The organism is Rhizobium sp. Root491, assembly GCF_001427205.1.
Lineage (GTDB): Bacteria > Pseudomonadota > Alphaproteobacteria > Rhizobiales > Rhizobiaceae > Agrobacterium > Agrobacterium tumefaciens.
Genome location: NZ_LMFF01000001.1, coordinates 558718 through 580134, shown reverse-complemented (window position 1 = coordinate 580134; position 21417 = coordinate 558718). Strand labels below are relative to the sequence as shown.

At 59.3% G+C, this 21417-nt stretch carries 25 protein-coding genes; 18 read left to right on the top strand and 7 right to left on the bottom strand.

Annotation, left to right across the window (positions count from 1 at the left end; genetic code table 11):
- The first annotated feature begins 82 nt into the window (after positions 1 to 82).
- The gene (locus tag ASD46_RS02890; RefSeq protein WP_060641842.1) at positions 83 to 1159 is read left to right on the top strand and encodes a bifunctional transcriptional activator/DNA repair enzyme AdaA; all 1077 of its coding nucleotides are present in this window, start codon (positions 83 to 85) and stop codon (positions 1157 to 1159) included.
- A gap of 7 nt (positions 1160 to 1166) precedes the next feature.
- Here ASD46_RS02890 and ASD46_RS02885 read toward each other — a convergent pair whose 3' ends face one another.
- Together ASD46_RS02885 and ASD46_RS02880 are read right to left on the bottom strand one after the other, a co-directional pair.
- Positions 1167 to 2351 carry an AI-2E family transporter gene (locus ASD46_RS02885; protein WP_035197996.1) on the bottom strand — a complete coding sequence of 395 codons (1185 nt, stop codon included), beginning with the start codon at positions 2349 to 2351 and terminating at the stop codon, positions 1167 to 1169.
- An 83-nt stretch (positions 2352 to 2434) separates the two neighbouring features.
- Positions 2435 to 3295 (bottom strand): VOC family protein, encoded by an 861-nt coding sequence (locus ASD46_RS02880; protein WP_035197998.1) that lies wholly within the window; start codon positions 3293 to 3295, stop codon positions 2435 to 2437.
- A 272-nt stretch (positions 3296 to 3567) separates the two neighbouring features.
- Here ASD46_RS02880 and ASD46_RS02875 point away from each other — a divergent pair, with 272 nt between their 5' ends.
- The 4 genes from ASD46_RS02875 to ASD46_RS02860 all read left to right on the top strand — a co-directional run bounded on the left by ASD46_RS02875 (position 3568) and on the right by ASD46_RS02860 (position 5822).
- Complete coding sequence (locus ASD46_RS02875; protein WP_025592781.1) at positions 3568 to 3978, top strand: universal stress protein; 411 nt, start codon at positions 3568 to 3570, stop codon at positions 3976 to 3978.
- Positions 3979 to 4039: 61 nt separating this feature from the next.
- Positions 4040 to 4360 carry a TraR/DksA family transcriptional regulator gene (locus ASD46_RS02870; RefSeq protein ID WP_003512004.1) on the top strand — a complete coding sequence of 107 codons (321 nt, stop codon included), beginning with the start codon at positions 4040 to 4042 and terminating at the stop codon, positions 4358 to 4360.
- 188 nt (positions 4361 to 4548) lie between these two features.
- A complete protein-coding gene (trhA, locus tag ASD46_RS02865) occupies positions 4549 to 5217 on the top strand; it encodes a PAQR family membrane homeostasis protein TrhA (protein ID WP_013635699.1) in 669 nt (222 codons plus the stop codon).
- 107 nt (positions 5218 to 5324) lie between these two features.
- Entirely contained in the window at positions 5325 to 5822 is a 498-nt protein-coding gene (locus ASD46_RS02860; protein WP_060641841.1) for a GNAT family N-acetyltransferase, read from the top strand.
- 20 nt (positions 5823 to 5842) lie between these two features.
- On the opposite strand, the gene ASD46_RS02855 is transcribed toward ASD46_RS02860, so the two are convergent.
- Positions 5843 to 6469, bottom strand: a complete 627-nt coding sequence (locus ASD46_RS02855) for a LysE family translocator (RefSeq protein ID WP_025592786.1) — start codon at positions 6467 to 6469, stop codon at positions 5843 to 5845.
- Positions 6470 to 6585: 116 nt separating this feature from the next.
- Positions 6586 to 6993, bottom strand: coding sequence for a peptide-methionine (R)-S-oxide reductase MsrB (msrB, locus tag ASD46_RS02850; protein WP_003512009.1), 408 nt, complete (start codon positions 6991 to 6993; stop codon positions 6586 to 6588).
- A gap of 205 nt (positions 6994 to 7198) precedes the next feature.
- Between msrB and ASD46_RS02845 the strand changes: the two genes are divergently transcribed.
- The 10 genes from ASD46_RS02845 to ASD46_RS02800 all read left to right on the top strand — a co-directional run bounded on the left by ASD46_RS02845 (position 7199) and on the right by ASD46_RS02800 (position 15671).
- Entirely contained in the window at positions 7199 to 9568 is a 2370-nt protein-coding gene (locus tag ASD46_RS02845; RefSeq protein WP_060641840.1) for a putative monovalent cation/H+ antiporter subunit A, read from the top strand.
- Positions 9565 to 9984, top strand: coding sequence for a Na(+)/H(+) antiporter subunit B (locus ASD46_RS02840; RefSeq protein ID WP_003512013.1), 420 nt, complete (start codon positions 9565 to 9567; stop codon positions 9982 to 9984). The genes ASD46_RS02845 and ASD46_RS02840 overlap by 4 nt, the downstream gene beginning before the upstream one ends.
- Positions 9984 to 10361 carry a Na+/H+ antiporter subunit C gene (locus tag ASD46_RS02835; protein ID WP_003509263.1) on the top strand — a complete coding sequence of 126 codons (378 nt, stop codon included), beginning with the start codon at positions 9984 to 9986 and terminating at the stop codon, positions 10359 to 10361. The genes ASD46_RS02840 and ASD46_RS02835 overlap by 1 nt, the downstream gene beginning before the upstream one ends.
- 20 nt (positions 10362 to 10381) lie before the next feature.
- Positions 10382 to 11959 (top strand): Na+/H+ antiporter subunit D, encoded by a 1578-nt coding sequence (locus ASD46_RS02830; RefSeq protein WP_025592793.1) that lies wholly within the window; start codon positions 10382 to 10384, stop codon positions 11957 to 11959.
- Positions 11956 to 12435: a Na+/H+ antiporter subunit E gene (locus tag ASD46_RS02825; protein ID WP_025592795.1), complete on the top strand. Its 480-nt coding sequence runs from the start codon at positions 11956 to 11958 to the stop codon at positions 12433 to 12435. The genes ASD46_RS02830 and ASD46_RS02825 overlap by 4 nt, the downstream gene beginning before the upstream one ends.
- The gene (locus ASD46_RS02820) at positions 12432 to 12818 is read left to right on the top strand and encodes a cation:proton antiporter (RefSeq protein ID WP_003512027.1); all 387 of its coding nucleotides are present in this window, start codon (positions 12432 to 12434) and stop codon (positions 12816 to 12818) included. The genes ASD46_RS02825 and ASD46_RS02820 overlap by 4 nt, the downstream gene beginning before the upstream one ends.
- Complete coding sequence (gene mnhG, locus ASD46_RS02815; RefSeq protein WP_060641839.1) at positions 12815 to 13147, top strand: monovalent cation/H(+) antiporter subunit G; 333 nt, start codon at positions 12815 to 12817, stop codon at positions 13145 to 13147. Before ASD46_RS02820 ends, mnhG begins: the two co-directional genes overlap by 4 nt.
- 431 nt (positions 13148 to 13578) lie before the next feature.
- Positions 13579 to 14007 (top strand): MucR family transcriptional regulator Ros, encoded by a 429-nt coding sequence (gene ros, locus ASD46_RS02810; protein ID WP_003512037.1) that lies wholly within the window; start codon positions 13579 to 13581, stop codon positions 14005 to 14007.
- A gap of 391 nt (positions 14008 to 14398) precedes the next feature.
- The gene (locus ASD46_RS02805; RefSeq protein ID WP_025592797.1) at positions 14399 to 14821 is read left to right on the top strand and encodes a helix-turn-helix domain-containing protein; all 423 of its coding nucleotides are present in this window, start codon (positions 14399 to 14401) and stop codon (positions 14819 to 14821) included.
- The gene (locus tag ASD46_RS02800) at positions 14814 to 15671 is read left to right on the top strand and encodes a DUF6456 domain-containing protein (RefSeq protein ID WP_025592800.1); all 858 of its coding nucleotides are present in this window, start codon (positions 14814 to 14816) and stop codon (positions 15669 to 15671) included. The genes ASD46_RS02805 and ASD46_RS02800 overlap by 8 nt, the downstream gene beginning before the upstream one ends.
- Before the next feature lie 4 nt (positions 15672 to 15675).
- Here ASD46_RS02800 and ASD46_RS02795 read toward each other — a convergent pair whose 3' ends face one another.
- Together ASD46_RS02795 and ASD46_RS02790 are read right to left on the bottom strand one after the other, a co-directional pair.
- Positions 15676 to 16092, bottom strand: coding sequence for a SufE family protein (locus tag ASD46_RS02795; RefSeq protein ID WP_025592801.1), 417 nt, complete (start codon positions 16090 to 16092; stop codon positions 15676 to 15678).
- A gap of 195 nt (positions 16093 to 16287) precedes the next feature.
- On the bottom strand, positions 16288 to 16713 hold the full coding sequence (locus ASD46_RS02790) for a DUF5330 domain-containing protein (RefSeq protein WP_025592804.1): 426 nt from the start codon (positions 16711 to 16713) through the stop codon (positions 16288 to 16290).
- A gap of 485 nt (positions 16714 to 17198) precedes the next feature.
- Here ASD46_RS02790 and ASD46_RS02785 point away from each other — a divergent pair, with 485 nt between their 5' ends.
- The 3 genes from ASD46_RS02785 (at position 17199) to ASD46_RS02775 (ending at position 20090) form a co-directional block, all read left to right on the top strand.
- Positions 17199 to 18728: a sensor histidine kinase gene (locus tag ASD46_RS02785; protein WP_025592805.1), complete on the top strand. Its 1530-nt coding sequence runs from the start codon at positions 17199 to 17201 to the stop codon at positions 18726 to 18728.
- A complete protein-coding gene (locus tag ASD46_RS02780; protein WP_013635711.1) occupies positions 18700 to 19623 on the top strand; it encodes a peptidoglycan-binding protein in 924 nt (307 codons plus the stop codon). The genes ASD46_RS02785 and ASD46_RS02780 overlap by 29 nt, the downstream gene beginning before the upstream one ends.
- A gap of 113 nt (positions 19624 to 19736) precedes the next feature.
- A complete protein-coding gene (locus tag ASD46_RS02775) occupies positions 19737 to 20090 on the top strand; it encodes a DUF1491 family protein (protein WP_025592807.1) in 354 nt (117 codons plus the stop codon).
- A gap of 57 nt (positions 20091 to 20147) precedes the next feature.
- Here ASD46_RS02775 and ASD46_RS02770 read toward each other — a convergent pair whose 3' ends face one another.
- A complete protein-coding gene (locus tag ASD46_RS02770; protein WP_025592809.1) occupies positions 20148 to 21056 on the bottom strand; it encodes a DUF2336 domain-containing protein in 909 nt (302 codons plus the stop codon).
- Between the last annotated feature and the right edge of the window lie 361 nt (positions 21057 to 21417).

Genomic DNA, 21417 nt, shown 5'->3' with positions numbered 1-21417 from the left:
ACGGGAACGAGGGAAATGAGCATCCCACATCCACGCCCGTTTTTCGGCGGCATACCGCGCAAATTTGCGCTAGCATCCTCCCATGCTGTTCAAACGCCCCGACACCGAAACCCTATATTCCGCCCTTGTGAACAAGGACCCCGCCTATGAGGGCGTGGCCTATGTGTGCGTGACCTCGACGAAGATTTTCTGTCGCTTTACCTGTACGGCGCGAAAGCCGAAGATCGAAAACTGCCGCTTTCGCGAAACCATCGCCGAATGTCTGGAAGCTGGCTTCCGCCCCTGCAAGCGCTGCAAGCCGATGCTTTCCTATGGCACGGCGGATGAAACCGTCACCACCCTTCTGACGGCACTGGAAAACGAACCGGCGCGGCGCTGGCGTGAGGACGATGTGGTGGCGATGGGCCATGACCCTTCCACGGTGCGTCGCACCTTCAAACGCCGTTTCGGCATGAGTTTTCTGGAAATCGCAAGGTTGCGGCGGCTGGGAGATGCGGCGACAAGCCTCGCATCAGGAGAAGCCGTGATCGGCGCGCAGATCGATGCCGGATATGAATCCGGCAGCGGTTTCCGCTCGGCCATCAACCAGTTCTTCGGCACCTCTCCCGCCGCCATGAAGGGCAAGGGGTTCCTGAAGGGCGACTGGATCGACACGTCGATCGGTCCGATGCTGGTCGTTGCCGATGATCACGCCCTGCATCTTCTAGAATTTGCTGACCGGCCAGCGCTTCCGGCCGAATTGAAGCGGCTGAAGGCCCGCACCGGCGCGGATATGGTGCTGGGCAGGACGCCGGTCACCGGCCAGATCGCAGCAGAACTCGCGGCCTATTTCGCCGGGCACTCGGCTGACTTCGAAACCCGGCTTGCCGGACACGGCACACCCTTCGAGCGCGATGTCTGGCACGCATTGCGGGAGATACCGGCGGGAGAGATCGTCAGCTATTCTTCGCTTGCGACGTCGATGCAACGGCCATCCGCCGTGCGTGCCGTCGCCCGCGCCAATGGCGCTAACCAGATTGCCATCGTCGTTCCCTGCCACCGGGTGCTGGGCGCAGATGGCAGCCTGACCGGGTATGGCGGTGGGCTGTGGCGGAAGAAATGGTTGATCGAGCACGAGCGGCGCATGGCCGATAAGCTCCGCATCCCTCTCGCCTCCTGACCGGCCATCAGGCCGGCAGGTTTGGAACGATGCGGCGTGAAGGAAACAGCTCGCGCGTTACTGTCATGGCGATCAGCGACAGCGGCAGTGCCAGCATGGCGCCCGCAGCACCCCACATCCACGTCCAGAAGATGATCATCACGAAGACGAGGAAGGGGTTGATCTCCATGTTGCGGCCCACCACTGCCGGAAAGGCCAGGTTTTCCATCAACAGGTGAATGGTGAAGAAGATCGCGGATGGCAGCAACGCCAGCACCATGTTGTCATGCGTGATGATGCCTGCCACCGCCAGCGACACCGTCATGGCGGTGATGCCGAGAAACGGCACGAAGCTGGAGAGGAAGGCGAAGAGCCCCCACAGAAGCGGCATGGCCAGCCCGCCGAAATAGGCGATCGCCACCATCGTCACGCCCAGCGCCGCATAGATCAGCGCTGCCGTGGCAAAATAGGTGCCGAGCACTTCTTCCACCGAAGCGATGATGCGAATGGCCCTCAGCCGCTGGTGCCGGGCCGGAAAGGCCATGATGATCGCCTTGCGCAGCCGCAGGCGGCTGTAGAGGAACATCAAAAGCGCGGCGAGGAAGATCATGCCCTGAACGACTGCGGGGGTGACGTTGGAACCGAGCAGGGAAATTATCTCGCCGCTGCGCGAAATCAGCGACTCCATCGAAATCGACCCCATGCTGAAGGTCGCTGCCGAAATGTTCAGCCATCGGATGCTTTGAAGATAGGGCAGGAAGCGGTCCATACTGCGTTCGATCAGCGCTGGTCCTTCGGAGGCGAGCTGCGACAACGGGTCGATCAGCGAATTGATCACGAAAAACATCACGGCCGCGACAAGGCCGGAGAGAATGACAGCGACACCGGCTCCGGGAATGCCATAGGAACTGAGCTTTTCCGCCGCGATGCCGAGGATCATGCCCACGACAATCGCCAGCACCACCGGTATGAGGATCAGAGACAATTCATGAATGACCGCCATCATGACGACGAGAAAAATGCCGATAACCGACCATGCAACGGCCACATCGAGCGCTTCTCGGCCAAGCGGTTGCTGGCTGCGCGCGTCGTCACGGTGCGACCCGGACGCCAGACCCTCGAAAGGGTCGGCCCTCGTCGACGGAGCGTTTGCGGCGCGCCGACCGATATTGCCCAATATGCCGGTTTTTTCCGGCCTGGCATTCTCATTCATCGAACTGTCCCCCAATAAGACATCAAACGTTCGAAAAATGAGGCGGTTCCGGAGCGGCAAAAATTTCTGCCGCCCCGTGGTCTTTACGCGGAAAGCTTCAGGCCTATGCCCCACGGATCTTTGAGAACAATACCGTCGCTCTGCCGTTCTGTAGCTATTTCCAGCCGGTCGAGAGCGGCCGTTGCAGTATCGAGCGCCGCACTATCGTTGAACTTCAGCGAGTAGCCCGAAAGGCCCGTCATGTTGTCCTTGCGGGCCGTGGCGCCGCGGCTGTTCCAGATATTGGCGGCCACATGGTGATGATAAGCGCCTGAGCCGAAGAAGCTGGCACCCGGATAACGCGCCATGATCTTCAACCCCAGCACATCCTGATAAAACTCATCTGCCTGCGGAATATTGCCGACCTGCAGATGCATGTGGCCGATGGCCGTTCCATCGGCGGCGGCCTCGAACGCCGTTTTCGGCGCACTGTCATACAGCGCCTGTAGGTCGAGGCGGAGCGTAGCCATCTCCACCGTGCCGTCCTGCTGGTAGGTCCATTCCGACGGCGACCGGTCGCGATAGACCTCGATGCCGTTGCCTTCGGGGTCGGCCAGATAGATCGCTTCACTCACCAGATGGTCGGATGCGCCCTGAAGCTGGATATTGTTGTGCGCGGCATGGGCCAGCCAATGGGCCAGATCCTCGCGGCGCGGCATCAGGAAGGCGGTGTGGAACAGTCCTGCTGCATTGCGCGGCGCGCGTTCAACCGTGCCGGAGGTGGAAAGTGTCAGCAGCGGCTGGCCGTTGACACCAAGAACCTCGCCGCTCGGGCTTTTCTCGATGACGGAGAGGCCGATGATTTTCTGGTAGAATTCCGAAATGCGCGGCAGATCGTGAACGACAAGATGAGCCTGACCGACATAAGCCGGCCGCGTCAGGGCGAATTGTTTGATTTCACTCATCATAATCTCCATATTGAATCCGGCGTGCTGACGACGCGGATTTGCGCGTCTGCATCAGCCGACGCCGCTTTGCGGCGTTCATTTGTGGTGAATATGGGCGGGTTTTGTCGTTCAGCAAAGATCGCCATCTGGCGATTGACCGTCCACTATTCGTTGACAATGCCCCTGTTGCTGCTCCGACGCAGCTTTGACTTCAATCAAGGCGAAGGGCGCATCGGCAGGGAAATATGAGCCCGACACGTGAACGGCAGATTACGCCAAAGGAGATAGCCATGTACAAGAAAATCATCGTACCGGTAGACCTCAGCGCCATCGACAAGGGAGAGAAGATTCTCGCCAAGGCCAAGGCGCTGCTGGATGTCGATGGCGAGATCGTCCTCATCAATGTGGTTGAGGAACTGCCCGGCTATATGGCGATCGACCTGCCGGTAGACCTCATCGAAAATGCCATCAAGGATGCCAAGACGAAACTTGCGGATATTCAGGCGAAGGCCGGCTTCAAGGGCAAGCACGAAATCAGAAGCGGCGCGCCGGCGCGTGAAATCATTGCCGCTGCCGAAGAGCACAAGGCCGATCTCATCATCATCGCATCGCATATGCCTGACTTTACCAATTATTTCATCGGCGCCACCGCCGACCGCGTGGTGCGCCATGCCAAGTGCTCGGTGCTGATTGACAGGTAAAGTGAGTTGAAATCTTGGGGTTGCGGGCGATTTTCGCCCGCACCGGCTGGAGGAGAAGACCATGAATGTCGAAAGTTACGAGAAAATCCTGCGCGACCGCCAGCGCGAGCTTTACAGCCGCCTGCACAAAATCGAGGCGGATTTCGAAGAGCCGCGCAACCCCGATGACGACGATCGCGCCGCTGAACGCAGCAATGACGAGGTGCTTGATGAAATAGGGCAGGTGGGCCAGGACGAGCTGCGCGCCATCGACGCCGCACTGGACCGCATCGCGAACGGTACCTACGGCACCTGCGTCAAATGCGGCAAGAAAATTTCGGAAGACCGCCTGAAAGCCGTGCCCTATACGCCGTTCTGCCAGGAATGCGCTGCGGCCTTGTGAGGGCGCTCCTTTTTCCCTCCTCATTCCTGTGACAAGCGCAGGAATGAGGGAAACGGCGAGGCCGCCACTCAACCTCTCCTTTCGCAACAGCCCGGAACGCAATTTGATCGCCGTTAACCGGCTGCTGTCTTGTTCCTGTCTAATATTGCCGTCATGCTTGGCCACAAGCAGGCAAACGGGAATGGACTATGAGTAACGTGTGGCGGTTTGGTCGCCAGTATGATTTTCACGAGATTGTCGCCGATGGTATCGTCCACGGCGTGGGTATCGTTTTTGCGCTGGTGGGCGCCACGGCGCTGATTTTTTACGCGACCGTCTGGGGCAGCCTCAGCGCCATCGCGGCCGCCTGGATTTACGGACTCGGCCTTGTCGCCTGCCTTTCCGTGTCCTTCACCTATAATATCTGGCCGCATTCCAACGTAAAATGGTTCCTGCGCCGGCTGGATCACTCGGCGATCTTCATCCTGATCGCCGCCACCTACACGCCGTTCCTGATGCGCGGTATCCACGAGCCGCTGATTGCCACCATGCTGGGGCTGATCTGGCTTGCCGCCATCTGCGGCATATTGCTCAAATGCGTGTTTCCCGGCCGTTACGACCGGGTCGCCATAGGCCTTTATCTCGCCATGGGCTGGAGCGGCATCATGGTGGTGCAGCCGCTCTCGACGCATCTGGCCCCCGTCACGCTCTGGCTGATTGTCGCTGGCGGTGTCATCTATTCGCTCGGCGTGGTCTTCCATGTCTGGGAAAAGCTGCGATTCCAGAACGCCATCTGGCACGGTTTCGTCGTTGCCGCCGCCGTTGTCCACTATTTTGCCGTGGTCACTTCCTTCAGCCTCGTTCCCATGTCTTCCTGAGCTAGAGAGCACTGGACAGCCATCCGCGTCATCGCCTAATGCTCGCCTGAAGGTCGTGCCCCGGAACGTTGGGCGCGCGATGCAGACAAGAATGAGGGCGAACGATAATGAGTTTGGAACTGCGCGATGCCACCGTGGGCGATCTTTCCGGCATCATGGAGATTTACAACGACGCGGTCCTGAACACGACGGCGATCTGGAACGAAGTGCTGGTCGATCTGGAAAACCGCAAGGAATGGTTTTCCGCCCGCAAGTCACGCGGCTTTCCTGTGATCGTCGCGATTCTTGACGGCAAGGTTGCCGGCTATGCTTCCTATGGCGACTGGCGCGCCTTCGACGGCTATCGCCACACCCGCGAACATTCGGTTTATGTCCACAAGGACGCGCGCGGCCACGGCATCGGCAAGCGGCTGATGCAGGCGATCATCGACCACGCCTCCGGCAACGATGTGCATGTGCTGATCGCCGCGATCGAATCGGAAAACGGCGCCTCCATCCGCCTGCACGAAAGCCTCGGTTTCACCGTTGCCGGCCGGTTTTCGGAAGTGGGCACAAAGTTCGGCCGCTGGCTGGACCTGACTTGCATGGAGCTTAAACTGAACTAGTACGCGGGCCGGGATTTCTCTCAGGCGGGGCGCCGGGCGAAGGCCAGCATGACGCCGAAAGCCATCATCATCGAGCCGCTGATCCGGTTGACGCGCTTTAGGGCGTGCGCATTGCGCATAAGACCGGACAGTCGCGAACCGACAAAGGCATAAACGGTGATGGCCACCACCTCGAGCAGCAGGAAAATTGCGCCGAGCGTGGCGAAGCTCTGCCAATAGGCATCCTGCTGGATGAATTGCGGGAAAAAGGCCGTAAAGATCAGGATGGCCTTCGGATTGCCGGAGGCGACAAAAAACTCCTGCCGCAGAAAGGTCTTGAGAATATTTCCGTTGCCCGAGGAGATATCGGGAGCGGTGACGTCCGCCCTTGAGCGGATGAGCTTGAAGCCGATCCAAAGCAGGTAGAGAACGCCGATCCATTTGATCAGCGAAAACATCATTTCGGAAGCCATCAAAAGTGCGCCGAGGCCCAAAGCGGCGATCGCGATCATGCCCGCAAACGCAACCAGCCGGCCGCTCGCGGCCATCACTGCCGTTGCCATGCCGTATCGCGCACCAACCGTCATCGACAGGAGATTGTTGGGCCCGAACGCCATGTTCAGGGCAAAGCAGGCGGGAATGAATATGAGGATGGTTTCGAGCGCCATGATGGTGATCCGGAAGGAGTGAGATCGCGATAATCTCACTCTCCGGTCCGGCTGTCGAGACGGTCATTTTCTTCGCAAAAACGGCCGGCAGGCAACCGGCCGTTACCTGTCTCTCATCAGATCGGTTCGAACACCATCGAATGGCCGTTGATGCAATAACGCAGGCCGGTGGGCGGTGGGCCGTCCGGGAAGACGTGGCCGAGGTGGCCGCCGCAATTGGCGCAGCGGATTTCGGTGCGCACCATGCCAAGCGTCGCATCGCGATGTTCCGTCACCGCACCCGGTTTCACCGGTTCGAAATAGCTCGGCCAGCCGCAACCTGCATCGAATTTGGTATCGGAGAGGAACAGCGGCTCGTCGCAGGCGGCGCAGCGATAGAGGCCTTTCTGGAACGTGTCCCAGTAGGGACCGGTAAATGGGCGCTCGGTGCCGTGTTCACGCAGGATGCGATATTGCTCCGGCGTCAGCTGCTCGCGCCAGTCGGCATCGCTCTTGTTCACTTTCGGGGATGTCAGATCGCTCATGGAATGATCCTTTCTGTTCCTGCCAGAAATAGGCATCGGCGCTGCAGATTGAAAGAGGGCAGCTGTCATAACGAGTACGTTATGGGCAGGTATGAGAGTCGATTTGGGTTGAGATGGCGGTGTCTATGCCTTAACTGAAAAATACGATTTGAAGAGAACGCCGTTCATGGGCGTACAGGGGTAGGGGAAGCCCTGGGAGATGTGAATGACATCAGATGTCACGCAGCTGACATTCCTGTCGCTGTTTTTGCCGTTTCTGGCAGCGCTTGCCGCACCGATGCTGGTGAAAAGATTAGGTCACAATGCCGTCTGGATATTGGCGATCGCGCCCGCGCTGGCTTTTGTCCATTTCGCACTGATGCTGCCGCAGGTGGCGGCTGGCGGCGTGGTCACGGGCGGTTACGTCTGGGTTCCAAGTTTCAACCTCAGCTTTTCGTGGTTCATCGACGGCCTGTCGCTGACCTTTGCACTTCTGATCACCGGTATCGGTCTGCTGATCGTGCTTTATGCCGGCGGTTACATGAAGGGGCATCCGCAGCAGGGCCGCTTCCTGTCTTTCCTGCTTCTGTTCATGGGCGCGATGCTGGGCATCGTGGTTTCGGACAGCCTGTTGATGCTGTTCGTTTACTGGGAACTGACCTCGATAACCTCGTTCCTGCTGATCGGATTCGACCATGCGCGCCCGGCCGCACGCCGTGCCGCCTTGCAGGCGCTGGTGGTAACGGGCGGCGGCGGTCTGCTGCTGCTCGCCGGGTTGATCTTCATCTGGGACATGAGCGGCATGACGCAATTGTCCATGCTGGTGCGTGGCGGCGATATATTACGCGACAGCCCGTTATATCTGGCTGCGCTGCTGCTGGTTCTCGGCGGCGCGTTCACCAAATCGGCGCAGTTTCCGTTCCATTTCTGGCTTCCCAACGCGATGGAGGCACCAACGCCGGTTTCGGCCTATCTGCACTCGGCAACCATGGTGAAGGCCGGTGTCTATCTTCTGATGCGCCTCAACCCCGTTCTCGGCGATACCGCTGCCTGGCAGATCCTGCTGCCGTTCTTCGGCGGGTTGACCATGCTGACCGGCGCGCTGCTGGCCGTGCGCCAGACCGACCTGAAGCTGATGCTGGCCTATACCACCATGTCCTCGCTCGGTTTGCTGGTGATGCTGACCGGCTTCGGCTCTGACCACGCGATCGAGGCGGCTGTGCTTTATCTGGTGGCGCATTCGCTGTTCAAGGGCGCACTGTTCATGGTTGCCGGCATCATCGACCACGAGACCGGAACCCGCGATGTGACGAAGCTCGGCGGCTTGCGAAAAGCCATGCCGATCACCTTTGCGGCAGCACTTGCCGCGGCCATCTCCATGGCCGGCCTGCCGCCCTTTTTCGGCTTTCTCGCCAAGGAAGAGATTTATTATGCGCTGGCGCATGGCAATCCGCGTGCCGTGCTGTTCACCGGCATCGCCATTCTCGGCAATGCGCTGATGTTTGCCGTCGCTTTTGCCGTGGCGCTGAAACCTTTCCTCGGCAAGCCCGTGAAAACCCCGAAACACGCGCATGAGGGACCACTGCTGCTGTGGCTCGGCCCGGCGCTGCTGGCGATAAAGGGGCTGACCATCGCTCTCTTCGCTGGCCTTTCGCATTTTTACATTTCGACGCCGATGGCAAGCGCGATCGCGGGTGAGGCGCGCCCGGTGGAAATCTCGCTCATTCCCCATATCGGCGTGCCGCTCGGCCTGTCGCTGCTGACGATCGCGCTCGGCATCGTCCTCTACATGCAGCTTTCCGCCGTTCGCGGCCTGATGGTGCGCACCTTCAAGGCGCTGGGTGCAGGGCCGGACAGGGGCTTCGATGTTTTCATCGAAACGCTGGTCAAAATCTCGTTCCATGTTGTCAGGCTTATCCAGCCCGGCAGGCTGGAATTTTACGTCACCGCCACTTTCGCCGTCATTGCCGTCGTGCTGCTTGCGCCGCTGTTTCTCTATGGCGAACTGCCGTCCATGCCGGCGTGGCCGCACGACATGAAAATCCATGAGCTGACCTTCATTGGCATCGCGGTTGCGGGCCTTGTCGCGGTGCTTACGGCGTCCAGCCGGCTTACGGCCATCATCGCGCTCGGCATTCAGGGGTTTGCGGTGGCGGTCATCTTCCTGCTGTTCGGCGCGCCCGATCTGTCGTTTACGCAATTCATGGTCGAAACCCTCTCCGTGGTCATTCTGACGCTGGTGATGACACGGCTTCGCCTGTCTCCGTCAGACCATCGCGGCCCTGGCCAGAAGTTTCTGGACAGCACCATCGCCATTGCATGCGGAACCGGCTTTGCCCTGTTCCTGATGCGGGCGACGGAAGCGTCGTTCGATAATCGCCTCACCGATTTCTACAACACCTATTCCAAGGTCATCGCCCACGGGGCGAATGTGGTGAATGTCATCATCGTCGATTTCCGCGGCACGGATACGCTGGGCGAGATTGCGGTGGTGATGATAACAGGCCTGGCCATTCTCGCGCTCATCCGCATCCGCCCGGATGCTGCCATCAAGGGACCAGTAAAAGTAGCGAAGAAGAAGGGAGCGCGGGCTTGAACACGCTTATCCTGCGCACCGTCGCCCCCGTAGTCACCAGCCTCATGGTGCTGTTTTCCATCTTTGTATTGCTGCGCGGCCATAACGAGCCGGGCGGCGGTTTCATCGGCGGGTTGATCGCGGTCTCGGCGCTGGCGATCTACGGCATCGCTTATGGTGTGGCCGCGGTCCGGCGCGCCATCGTGTACCACCCGCTGTCCATTGCCGGCGCGGGGCTGCTGTTGGCGATGTTGTCTGGTCTCGTCTCGATTGCGGCCGGCGTGCCCTTCATGACCGGGCTGTGGGTCTATCCGAGCCTGCTCGGTGTGGAAGTGCCACTCTCCACCGTCATGTCCTTCGATATCGGCGTTTATCTCGTCGTGGTCGGTGCTATCACCTCCATTGCGTTGGCTCTGGAAGAAAGGGATAGCGACTGATGGAAGCTGTTTTCTCCATTCTCGTCGGCATCTTCTTTTCGGTGGCGATCTATCTCATGCTCTCGCGCCACAGCATCCGCATGCTGCTCGGCATCGCCATTCTCGGCAACGCAGTCAACCTCCTGCTGTTCACGGCGGGAAGGCTGACGCGCGAAGTGCCGCCGATCATTCCGCCCGGCATGGACACGCTGCCGGCGGGTGCCGCCAATCCGCTGCCGCAGGCGCTTATCCTCACGGCAATCGTCATTTCCTTTTCCTTCTTCTGTTTCCTGCTGGTGCTGACCTGGCGCGCGTTCCAGGAATTGCAGACCGACGACACCGACGAAATGCGCACCGCAGAACCGGCAGGCGAGCCTTTGCCGCCGCTCGGTTATTGAGCGGGGCGGGGCACAGACACATGGCTTCATCCACCACTTCCGCAATATCAGATCTTTCCGCAGCGCTTGTCACGGCACCCGTGCCGCTATCCGACTGGCTGATCATCCTTCCCGTCGCGCTCTCAATAGGCGCAGGTGCGGTGCTGATGATGCTGCGCCACACCATGCGTCTGCATGCGCCCATTGCAATCACGGCACTTGTTCTGCTGGTAATGCTCGATGCTGCGCTTCTGTGGAAGGTCGTGACCCAAGGGCCGTTCACCATGGTCATGGGCCGCTGGCTGCCACCCTTCGGCATTGCCTTTACGGCTGATCTGACCGGCACGCTGCTGTCGCTCGCCGCCGCCATCGTAGCGCTGGCCGGTGCCATCCATGCCAGCGCCGATATCGACGCCAGCGGCAGGCGATACGGTTTTTATCCGTTCCTGATGCTGTTGATGGCGGGTGTCACCGGTGCGTTCCTGACCGGCGACCTCTTCAACCTCTATGTCTGGTTCGAGGTGCTGCTGATCTCGTCCTTCGGCCTCATCGTGCTGGGCTCCACGCGCGAGCAGATCGATGGCGCGCTGAAATACGCCATCCTCAACCTCATCGGCACGACGCTGTTCCTGATCACGGTCGGTTATCTCTATGCCATCTTCGGCACACTCAATATGGCCGATATCGCGCTGAAGGCGACGCAGCTGCGCGGCACGGCTCCGCTGATGACGCTTGCCAGCCTGTTTGCTCTCGCATTCGCCATGAAGGCGGCGGCCTTTCCGGTGAATTTCTGGCTGCCCGCCTCCTATCACACGCCGCGCATCGTCGTTTCCGCCCTGTTCGGCGGCCTGCTCACCAAGGTCGGCATCTACGCGCTGATGCGCGTCATGGTCATGCTGTTTCCGGTCGAGCGGGAGGAGCTTAGTATCGTCATCGCCATCTCTGCGGCGCTGACAATGGTGCTCGGCGTCATGGGTGCGCTGGCACAGAACGATATCCGCCGCATGCTCGGTTACATCGTCATATCGGGCATCGGTTACATGATGGCGGGCATCGCCATCGGCACGCCCTCCGGCGTTGCCGGCGCGATCTTTTACGCGCTGCACTCCATGGTGCTGATGACGGCGCTTTATCTCGCCGCCGGCCACGCCGCCCGTCTTGGCGGCAGTTTCGCCCTGACTTCGCTCGGTGGCCTTTATCGGCAGGCGCCGTGGTTTTCGGGCCTCGCGCTCGCCTTGTTTTTCGCCGGTTCCGGACTGCCGCCGTTTTCCGGCTTCTGGCCGAAGGTGGTTCTCGTCAAATCGGCGATCGATATCGGCGCCTGGTGGCTTGCCGCCGCCCTTCTCCTGTCCGGCTTCATCGCCACCATCGCCTTCGGGCGGGTCTTCCTCTTATGTTTCTGGCGCCCGGCAGTGGCCTCAACCGGCCAGGCGCCGTCGCTGCCTGCGTCGCCTCTGGCGGCCCCTTCTTTCGTCCCGCTGGTCGGGCTGACATTGCTGGTGGTGTTCTTCGGCCTGTTTCCGGAAAGCCTGCTCAATCTCAGCCAGCAGGCGGCTGCGGGGCTTGGCAACCCCGAAGCCTATATCCAGTCGGTGTTTCCCGAAGGGAGCAGACCATGAGCCGCTACATCCTGTTACTGCTCTTCGTTGGCGTATGGCTCGCTGTGAGCGGCAGCGTCACGCCGGCGAACATTCTCTTCGGCCTTATCGTCTCGGCGCTGGCGCTGGGCCTTATCCGTCACCAGATCCCCAAGGACGGCCGTCATCGGCTGCGTCCCGTCCGCGTGCTGTCGCTGCTGCTGCTGTTCTTCAAGGAGCTGGCGCTGTCGGCCTGGAAGGTGGCGGTGATGGTGACGCGGCCGAAGCTCGATGTGCAGCCCGGTATCTTCGCCTATCCGCTCAGGCTGACGACGGATTTCGAGATCACGCTGCTTGCCAATCTCATCACGCTGACCCCCGGCACACTTTCGGTCGATGTTTCCGAGGATAAAACAACGCTCTACGTCCACGCGATCGATTGCAGCAATATCGAAGCCGCCAAGAATGACATCAGAAACGGCTTCGAAAAAAAGATCATGGAGGCGTTTCAGGGATGACGCCGGAACTCATAGTTTCATTTGCAACTGTACTTGCCACGGTTGTACTGTCCGCTGCCTTTTTGCTGACAGTATATCGCGTCGTCGTCGGTCCGACCTTGCCGGACCGAATCGTCGCGCTCGACATGCTGGTCGGTATCGCCATCGGCTTCATTGCGGTTATCGCCATCCGCACCGGCGTCGATCTTTATGTCGATATCGCCATTGCGCTCGGACTGGTGGGTTTTCTCGCAACGGTGGCTTTTGCCCGCTTCGTCCTGTCGCGCGGTGCAGATGGCAGGCGCAGGACAAAGGCTGTTCTGGACGGCGAGCGGGCATCGGAAGTTGTTGAAAAGCCTGAAAAACAAGTATCCAGGCGTGGAAAAAGAAGGGGCGGGCGATGATGGGCTGGATCGTGGCTATTCTGGTTGCGGCACTGACGGTCTCAGGTGCCGCCTTCTCGTTGATTGCGGCAATCGGGCTTAATCGCCTGCCGGATGTCTACACCCGCATGCATGCGGCTTCCAAGGCGGGAACGGTGGGCTCAGGCCTGTTGCTGCTGGCTGTCGGCATTCATTCCACGGAAATATCGACGCTGGCACGGGCACTTGCCGGTTTCTTTTTCTTTGTTCTGACAGCACCGGTCTCCGCACATCTTCTTGCAATGGCTGCACACAAGGCAGGTTATCCACTTGCTGATAAATCGGTAGTTGATGACCTAAAGAGAATTTGAAGTTGAATTACCCCCTAATAATGGGGGGTCTTCGTTTTGCATTACTACTTGGCATAGTATTTTATTACCCGTGATTTTTTGTATTCCAATTAGACTGTTTTGAACTGAAAAAATCATAATAGGAATTTGACTTTTGCTGTTTTGATGCTATCCAAATTAAGTGTAAAATTGCTTATTGCGATTTGCATCTAGCCTCTTCATGGTCGGCATAGGCATTTTATTAATGTCTAATCTATGGTTGATCAGACCTTTGTTGGCCATGTCGCGGGCTACAAGTTGAATCTCGGATCAATTCGTTTCCGGTTTCGCTTGAAATCTAGGGGTAGATTTCACGTTGGTTTCAACAGGGCGAAGGAGGGGCACCGGGTAACTTCACATCGCTCGATGCGGCGTTCATCCGTGTCTGGAGATAAATAACAGGAGATACTTAAATGACGGAAACTGCATACGGTAACGCCCAGGATCTGCTGGTCGAACTGACGGCGGATATTGTGGCTGCCTATGTTAGCAACCACGTCGTTCCGGTAACTGAGCTTCCCGGCCTTATTTCGGATGTTCATACGGCACTCAGCGGAACATCGGCACCGGCATCGGTGGCGGTCAATGTTGAAAAGCAGAAGCCTGCTGTGTCGGTTCGCAAGTCGGTTCAGGACGATCATATCGTCTGTTTGGAATGTGGTGGCTCGTTCAAGTCGCTCAAACGCCACCTGACGACGCATCACAGCATGACGCCGGAAGAATATCGCGAAAAATGGGATCTGCCGGTCGATTATCCGATGGTTGCTCCCGCCTATGCCGAAGCCCGTTCGCGGCTCGCCAAGGAAATGGGTCTCGGTCAGCGCCGCAAGGCGAACCGTTGATTTTCTAAGACGGATTGTGTCGCGGCTGTATTTTCTCCCCGTCCGGGGAAAGATGGCCCGAAGCGCCGGATAAAGGGGACCTTGGCAGCATATTGCTGGCCTTGCCCCTTAACTCGCCGCCGTGACCTTTTCCCTTAGCAGGAGATGGCGGCAGGGCGCGCATGCCCGCTCCATACACAACTTGCACCATAGTGTTATGTCCAGCTGGTCCTTAGACCGGCTTTTTTATTGCCGCGCGCAATTTCGACAGAGGAAAAAAATCCTTGTCGAGGCGTCACCTTTATTCAAAAACAAAGCGAAATCAATCGCATGTTTTTCGACGCCAAATTTGCCCTTCCCCGCGTCCATCCTCAGGTGTATGAATTAATTCCTATTCGTAAAGGAGTTGCATATGCCTTCGGACATATCGTCTTTGCCTGCCCCCTTTCGGCCCTGTGTGCAGGTTGCCGATAGCAATTTCCGCCGTTTTCCGCCTGCTGCCGGGCGGGAGGAGATTTCCCGGATTTGCCGGCTGGTCCGGCAACTGGCCGGGGAAATGGTGAAATTAACCGGCGATCGTGTGGCTGCGCGCCGGGACAGGCGGCGCACCGAATGCCATATCCGCCAGATCGCCATGTATGTGTGCCATGTGCAGCTCGGTATTCCCATGTCAGATATCGGCCCCTGTTTCGGCAGGGACAGAACGACAGTCGGCCATGCCTGCCAGGTGGTTGAGGATCGTCGCGACGAACCCGCCTTTGACGAGTTCGTCGCCACACTGGAGCGGCTTTCCGGCAGCATTTTCAACGTGATGAAAGGTGTTCGGGATGAGTGAGACAAAAAACGCTCCATCGATACTTCCCGATCCTGTCCTGTTGCGGCTCCTGCGCTGCATTGCTGCGGGCACGGCTGAGATATCGGAGGATCGCGGCGATATGGTATTGCAGCGACCGGAGGCCGGGAACGGCAGGACAGGGCGTCTGGCGTTGCGGTTTCCGGCCGCTACGGTGCAGCTAGCCCTCTCTTCGGGGCTGATCGAGAGACGCGAAAACACACTCTCCGCCGCGCCGCCGCTCGCCTCCTATTTGAAGCGCGCTATAGCCAGGGATCGCGATGAGATTTTTCAGGAACAGCACTGGGATTTGCAGACGGTGGTTCTGGATGTCGGCAAGGACAGGCAGCCGGCCCGGCGCAACCTCGATAGCTCGCCACTGACAGGCCTTTTACGGCTGAAGGAAAAGGATGGCACGGCATTCTTCCCCAGCGACGCCTTGCAGGCGGGCGAACGCCTCGCCGCCGATTTTCACCGCGCGCAATTGAACCCGAAGGTGACGGCAACATGGGAGCCGAAAATTGCAAGCCGCACGAAGGGGGAGGCGGGTGGCAAGCTCGATTTTACCGAAGCGGCGATTTCCGCCCGGACGCGGTTTTCCCGTGCAGCCGATGCTATGGGGCCTGAACTTTCAGGTGTCGCCATCGATATCTGCTGCTTTGAAAAGGGGCTGGAGGCCGTGGAGCGCGAGCGGCAATGGCCGGCGCGTTCGGCAAAACTGCTGCTGCGGGCCGCTCTGCTATCGCTTGCCCGGCATTATGCGCCGCAAGCGCAACGCAGCAGAAGGACAAGCCACCATTGGGGCGACGAAGATTATCGCCCGCCGATGGCGCCAACGATGGCAACAGAATGAAGGCTCAGGCGGTCAGAAGTCTCGCTTCCTCGCGGATACGTTTGACCATGGAACGCAGGCCATTGGCGCGCTGCGAGGACAAATGTTCCACCAGCCCGATCTTGTCGAACACCTCAATGGCGTCCAGACCGGCGATTTCGGAAGCTTTTTTACCGGAATAGACGGCAAGAACGATGGCGACGAGGCCGCGCACGATATGCGCATCGGAATCGCCCTCGAAGGTCATGAGAGGATCTTCAGCACCATCGCTGTGGCTGACGAGCCAGACCTGGCTTGCGCAGCCCTGCACCTTGTTCTCAGGCGTGCGCTTGTCTTCCGCAAGGTCGGGAAGCGCCTTGCCGAGTTCGATGACGTAACGATAGCGATCCTCCCAGTCGTCGAGGAAGGCGAAATCGTCAAGGATCGTATCGAGAGAGGCCATGTTGCGCGCCGTACCGTTCGTTATTGCCATGCTTTGCTACGATATAGGGCAAGTGCGAACGGTTTTGAACCATGCGGACCATGAAAAAGCCCACGGAAACAGGTTTCCGTGGGCAAGTTTGGCAGGCAGTCACGCAGGCGGACATATCCGGCTGCAGAGAAGGGGCGGCGCGGCGTTAGGCGGCGGCGCAAAATATCAGGGGGTGGGGCGCTTCTGCGGCAGGGGAATGATGGTGCCGGTCTTCAGCATGTCGGCATTCCCAGGGAATTCGACGCTGATCGCCGGTGCTGCGGCCAGTTTTTCGCTCTCGCTGGCGAGTTCGGCTGCGGGTGCCGTTTTATCACCGGATGCAAGCTGCGCGTCGAGCAATTCATAGGCGACCTTGGCGCCTTCCTTTGCCCGTTCACCGAGCGCGTGGAAGGTTTCGGCGCCCTTGACGCAGACGTCGGGTTTTTCGATGCAGATGGCGCTGACATAACGATAGGCCTCACCGGCTGCCGAAACGGCGCTGGGAATATCGAATGCCGAAGGTTCCTTGGTCGGATCGTTGCTGCTACCGAAATAGGACAGCGCGACCAGCACCAGCGAAAACCAGAATGTTCCTTTGATCAGAAACCACATTGTCAGACTACCCTGCCAGATGATCTTTGTTTTGAAGCCCCGCCCTTTTTGGGTCATCGGCCTTTGTCCCGTTTTTCGGGCTTGGAGAGAAGCTACAGGCGACCGGCGAACAGCCAATTGCAAAAAGCCGCGCAATTTAATTCAAATTGTATCTATTCTCCTCGCATCGGGACCGGCTCCAGCAATTCCGTCGCATTTTAACAGTCCATGTTAAGCATAATTGCGACAGATGCCGTCTGTTCCGGGCAAAAGTGGTCACCCGTGCTGCCACAAAGGTTAACGCGATGGCAAAAATAAAGCGAAATCCGTCGCTTACCCGTCATTAACCATGATTGGCAAAGCTTGGTTGAAATGCTCCGTAATGGGACTGCGGCGCATTTCGCGGCTGTTTGGTGCCGTTCTTTTTATCCATTCCTTAAGCCGCGGGCTTCTATTGTCGGAGCCGTTAGATCCGTCTCAGGGATTCAGGTTTGGTATTGCGTAATATGAGAAAAAAAGCGGTCGCATTGGTCGACCATGCCGCAGGCAGATGGCTTGCGCGTATGGAGGAGGACGCCGAAAGGCGCGCCGGCACCGTTGCGCGCCTGCGCCGCCTGTTTGCCTTCAGCGCCGTCGGCTTTCTGGTCGTTCCCGCCCTGTTCAGCCTCGTCTTCAGCCCCGCCATCGCGCTGCCCATCGGCGCCGCTCTGGTGCTGGCGCTCTATCTGGCCGCAGCCGCCCTGTTGATCGCCTTTTCGCGTCCTGCCCGTGGCGCAGCGTCCCTGTCCGCTCAAGCCGGCGACGATGACCTCGTTGCGGCATCGCAGGTGCCCGGCCTCGTACTCACCATCAATGAAAACGGCCTCGTCGAGCGCGTCTCCGGCCGCGACCTTGAAACGTTTCCATCCGATCTTCAGGCCTGCAAGGGCCATGTCTTTGCCGAATATGTCTATGTTTCTGATCGCATCGAGCTGATGCAGGCTTTCGACCTTCTGCGGCAGGGCGAGGAAAAGTCCAGCGTGGAGCTGCGGTTCGAAACCGGCGCGAAATCGCGCCAGGCGCAGTTCATTCACGCGCGTATGGAAATGACGGCGATCCGCAATGCGGCCGGCAGGCTGCGCCGCGTCGTCGCCCAGCTCTCCGACGTTACCGAGATGGAGCTTCTGCGCCGCGATGTCGCCCGCAAGGCGGCGGAGGCGGAATCGGCCAACGACGCCAAGTCGCGGTTCCTCGCTGCCGTCAGCCACGAGCTGCGCACCCCGCTCAACGCCGTCCTCGGCTTTTCCGACATTCTGGCGGGCGAATATTTCGGCCGGCTGGAAAACGACCGCCAGCGGGAATATGTCGGCTTGATCCGCCAGTCCGGCGCGCATCTCCTGTCGGTGGTCAACACCATGCTGGATATGAGCAAGCTGGAAGCGGGCCGTTACGAGCTGATGATGGAAAGCTTCCCGATCGGCGAAACCATCTCGTCCTGCGAGGCCATGCTCGGCTTGCAGGCGAAGGAAAAAGGTCTGACATTGACCAGCCGCATCCAGCGCGGTATCGGCGAAATCTCCGCCGACCAGCGCGCCATCCGCCAGGTTCTCATCAATCTGGCTGGTAACGCCATCAAGTTCACCGATGCCGGCGGTGTGGTGTCGATCGATGCGGCGCGTGAAGGCAGGATGCTGAAACTGACGGTCAGCGATACCGGCATCGGCATCGCATCCGACAAGATTGAACTCCTGGGCCAGCCTTTCATGCAGGTCCAGAATGAATATACCCGTCGCTATGAGGGCACGGGTCTGGGATTGTCCCTGGTCAAGGGTCTGGTAGCACTGCATGGCGGCACTTTCGCCATCACCAGCCAGCCCGGCGCGGGGACGGTCGTAACGATCATGTTGCCTGCCGACGGTTCCGGCATGGCGGGTGGCGAAAACGCTGAAACCGAATGCATGGTGGAGTTTCCGCCGCGCATCAAACGGCTCGGCGAAATGGCCGCGATTATGAAGAAGGATGGTGACGATGGCCCCGCGAAAGCGAAAATCGCCTAAGAAAACAACGGCCCAGATTGGCGCCGGGATTGTTTCCTTGGTGGTTTCGGCCATCGGGCGCGAACTCCTGCGCCGTCCCAAACTGGTGGGCGGCTCAGGCGCCTTCGTGGTCGTCTTCGGTTTTGTCGCCGCCAACGCGCTCTGGTACCAGCCGGGCGTTCACCCGTCTCCTTTCCTGCGTACCCGCGATGCGGCAAACCCGAACGGCATTGCCGGTTATCGCGCGGCGGAGCCGCTCGGCACGCAGGGTCATGTCACGACCTTCCGCATAGAACGCCCCAGCGAAACCGAAACCGCACAGCAACCGGCGGCCGCAACGGCGACGCCCGCGACATCGGTTGCGGCGGAAAACCAGAAGCCGCAGCAGATCGTTGCCGATATTCAGGCCGAACTTAAAAAACGCGGGCTTTACGAAGGCGAGGCGGACGGCAAGATGGGACCGCGCACGGCTGCTGCCATCATGTTCTTCGAAGAAACGCTTGGCATGGAACAGACCGGCGAACCGACGACACGGGTGCTGGCGGCGCTCAGGATCGACGGCGCAACCGTCGCCGCAATCCCGAAGGATCGGCCTTCCGACGCCAACACCGGCGGCGGCGTTGAGATCGACCCGGTCGCGGCCGCAATCCGCAAGGCTGAAGCGCCTCGTCCCAAGGCCGAACCGGTCTCCTTGAACAGCGCTGCCGCCGCTTCAAAGCCGGTGAGCCGCGATCTGATTGCAAAGATCCAGCAGGGACTGATCAATATCGCCTATGCCGATGTGAAGGTGGACGGTGTGGCCGGCGAGCAGACCCGCAACGCCATCCGCCATTTCGAAAAACACTACCGCCTGCCGGAGACCGGTGAACCGAGCGAAGCCGTGCTGAAGAAGCTGAAATCGATCGGGGCGCTTTAGGGGACTGGGTCTCAACTCTCCCCATTCCTGTGACGAGCGCAGGAACGAGGAAAGAAGAGAGCATAACAACACGGACAGGCAGCGGCCTGCCGCCTCCATCGAAAGCACCCCCAATGCGCCTCAAATCCGAAATCTTCGTATCAGCCCTTATCCGCCGCGTGTTTTCCACTGGTGGCTTTGCCGCTGTCGAAAAGAAGGGTGCGGAAGAGGCCGGCGCGATCTTCATCCGCCAGCGCCTTCGTGATGGCCGCGAAAACCTGTATGGACCCGCGCCACAGAGTTTTGCCGAGGACGAGGAAGTCCGGGCCGAACGCCGTTTCGAGACGCGTCTTGCAGGTGTGGAGGGGGAGGAAAGTGCTGCTCTTCTCGAAAGGGAGCGGCGCTTCGACAGCGATCTGTGGGTCGTCGAGATCGAAACGGACGAGATCGGCACTCTCCTGACGCTGGTGGACCAACCGAAGATTTAAAGCGTGCAGCAGCTTTGCACCCGGAATTGCTCCGGGCGAGGGGGGCCGCCTTAACCCTCACGTCCCCGTTCTGTGAATGACAGGTGCGCTGTGGTTCGGTCGTTCGCGGCCGTGGGTGTAGCTGTCGGCGCGCCGCCAGCTTTCCACCCGCTCTTCGCATTCAATGATTTCGAGGCGGTCGAGCATGGCCTCGGCGCGGCTCATGTCGCCTTCGGCGGCGGCAAGATGTGGATAGAAGCATTGCAATATGAAGGCGGCTTCGGAAAATTCCATGCCGAGCCCGATGAGGGTGGTGGCGAGCTGCGTGCCTGATATGTCGAGCATGATGCGCTCCGACAGCCAGTAGCTGGACGACAGCGAATCCGCCAGCGTCACCGCAAACTGCCGCGCATCACGCTCGCGCGCGAACCGCACGAGCAGCGCTTCCTGCACGTCACTCAGGCGGCGCAGGCCAAGAACGTCGCTTTCCGGGCGGCTGAGCTGATGCGCCATCCGTTTGATGCGCTGGCGCATTTCCTCTTCCACGGCGGTGGATTTGATCTGGGCGTCTGCCGGCTGCGCGCTGGCGGGCTCCGGCATGGCGGGAGGCGTCGCGTCATCGGGTCGCTTCAGGTCTTCCATGTGCCGCAGGCCGACAAGCGCGTCGATGACGGTCGGCGACAGGTCCTCGCGCCGCACGATGGCGCGCGCATGGGCGGCCCCTTGCGTGCGGGCAATGGTGATCAGCGTGTCGTCATCGAGGCACTTCGACGAAATCAGGAAGGGGGCGGCAATGGAAATCGGCTGGCAGGCGATGAAGAAGGCAACCGCCGAAGGCACGTTTGGATGCTGGGAAAGCGCTGCAATGGCTTCCCGCTTGGCCTCTTCGGTGGAAGCGTTGAAAAGCGGCATGAAAAGCTCGGCAAACTGCCGAAGGTCCGTTTTTGACGGATGGGGAACAGTCTCAAAATTCGTGACAGTGGCCATTAGCACCACATCTTTCTTCCTCACGGCTCTTGGCCTCTCAAGTTCTCGAAACCGGTCGGTCAACGCACTACCCAACAAAAACGCAAACACAATATCGGTTCAAATTAGAGCAAATCCGTTGACACCCTGTTAACTATGGGGGGTGGCAAGCGTTATTGTGCGTTTATCAACAAGGAAATTTTAAAACCTTCGTGACGGACAAAACGTCATGGAACCTTGCCGTCTCGCCTTTGTTTTCAACGGGTGCAGCTTTATGAAGGATAAGTTGGCGCCCGGCGATTAGGGTTAACGGATCATTAACCTCTGTCTGTTTCTAATTTCATGGGCAGTATTAGGATTCCATGTTATTCTGATTGATAGA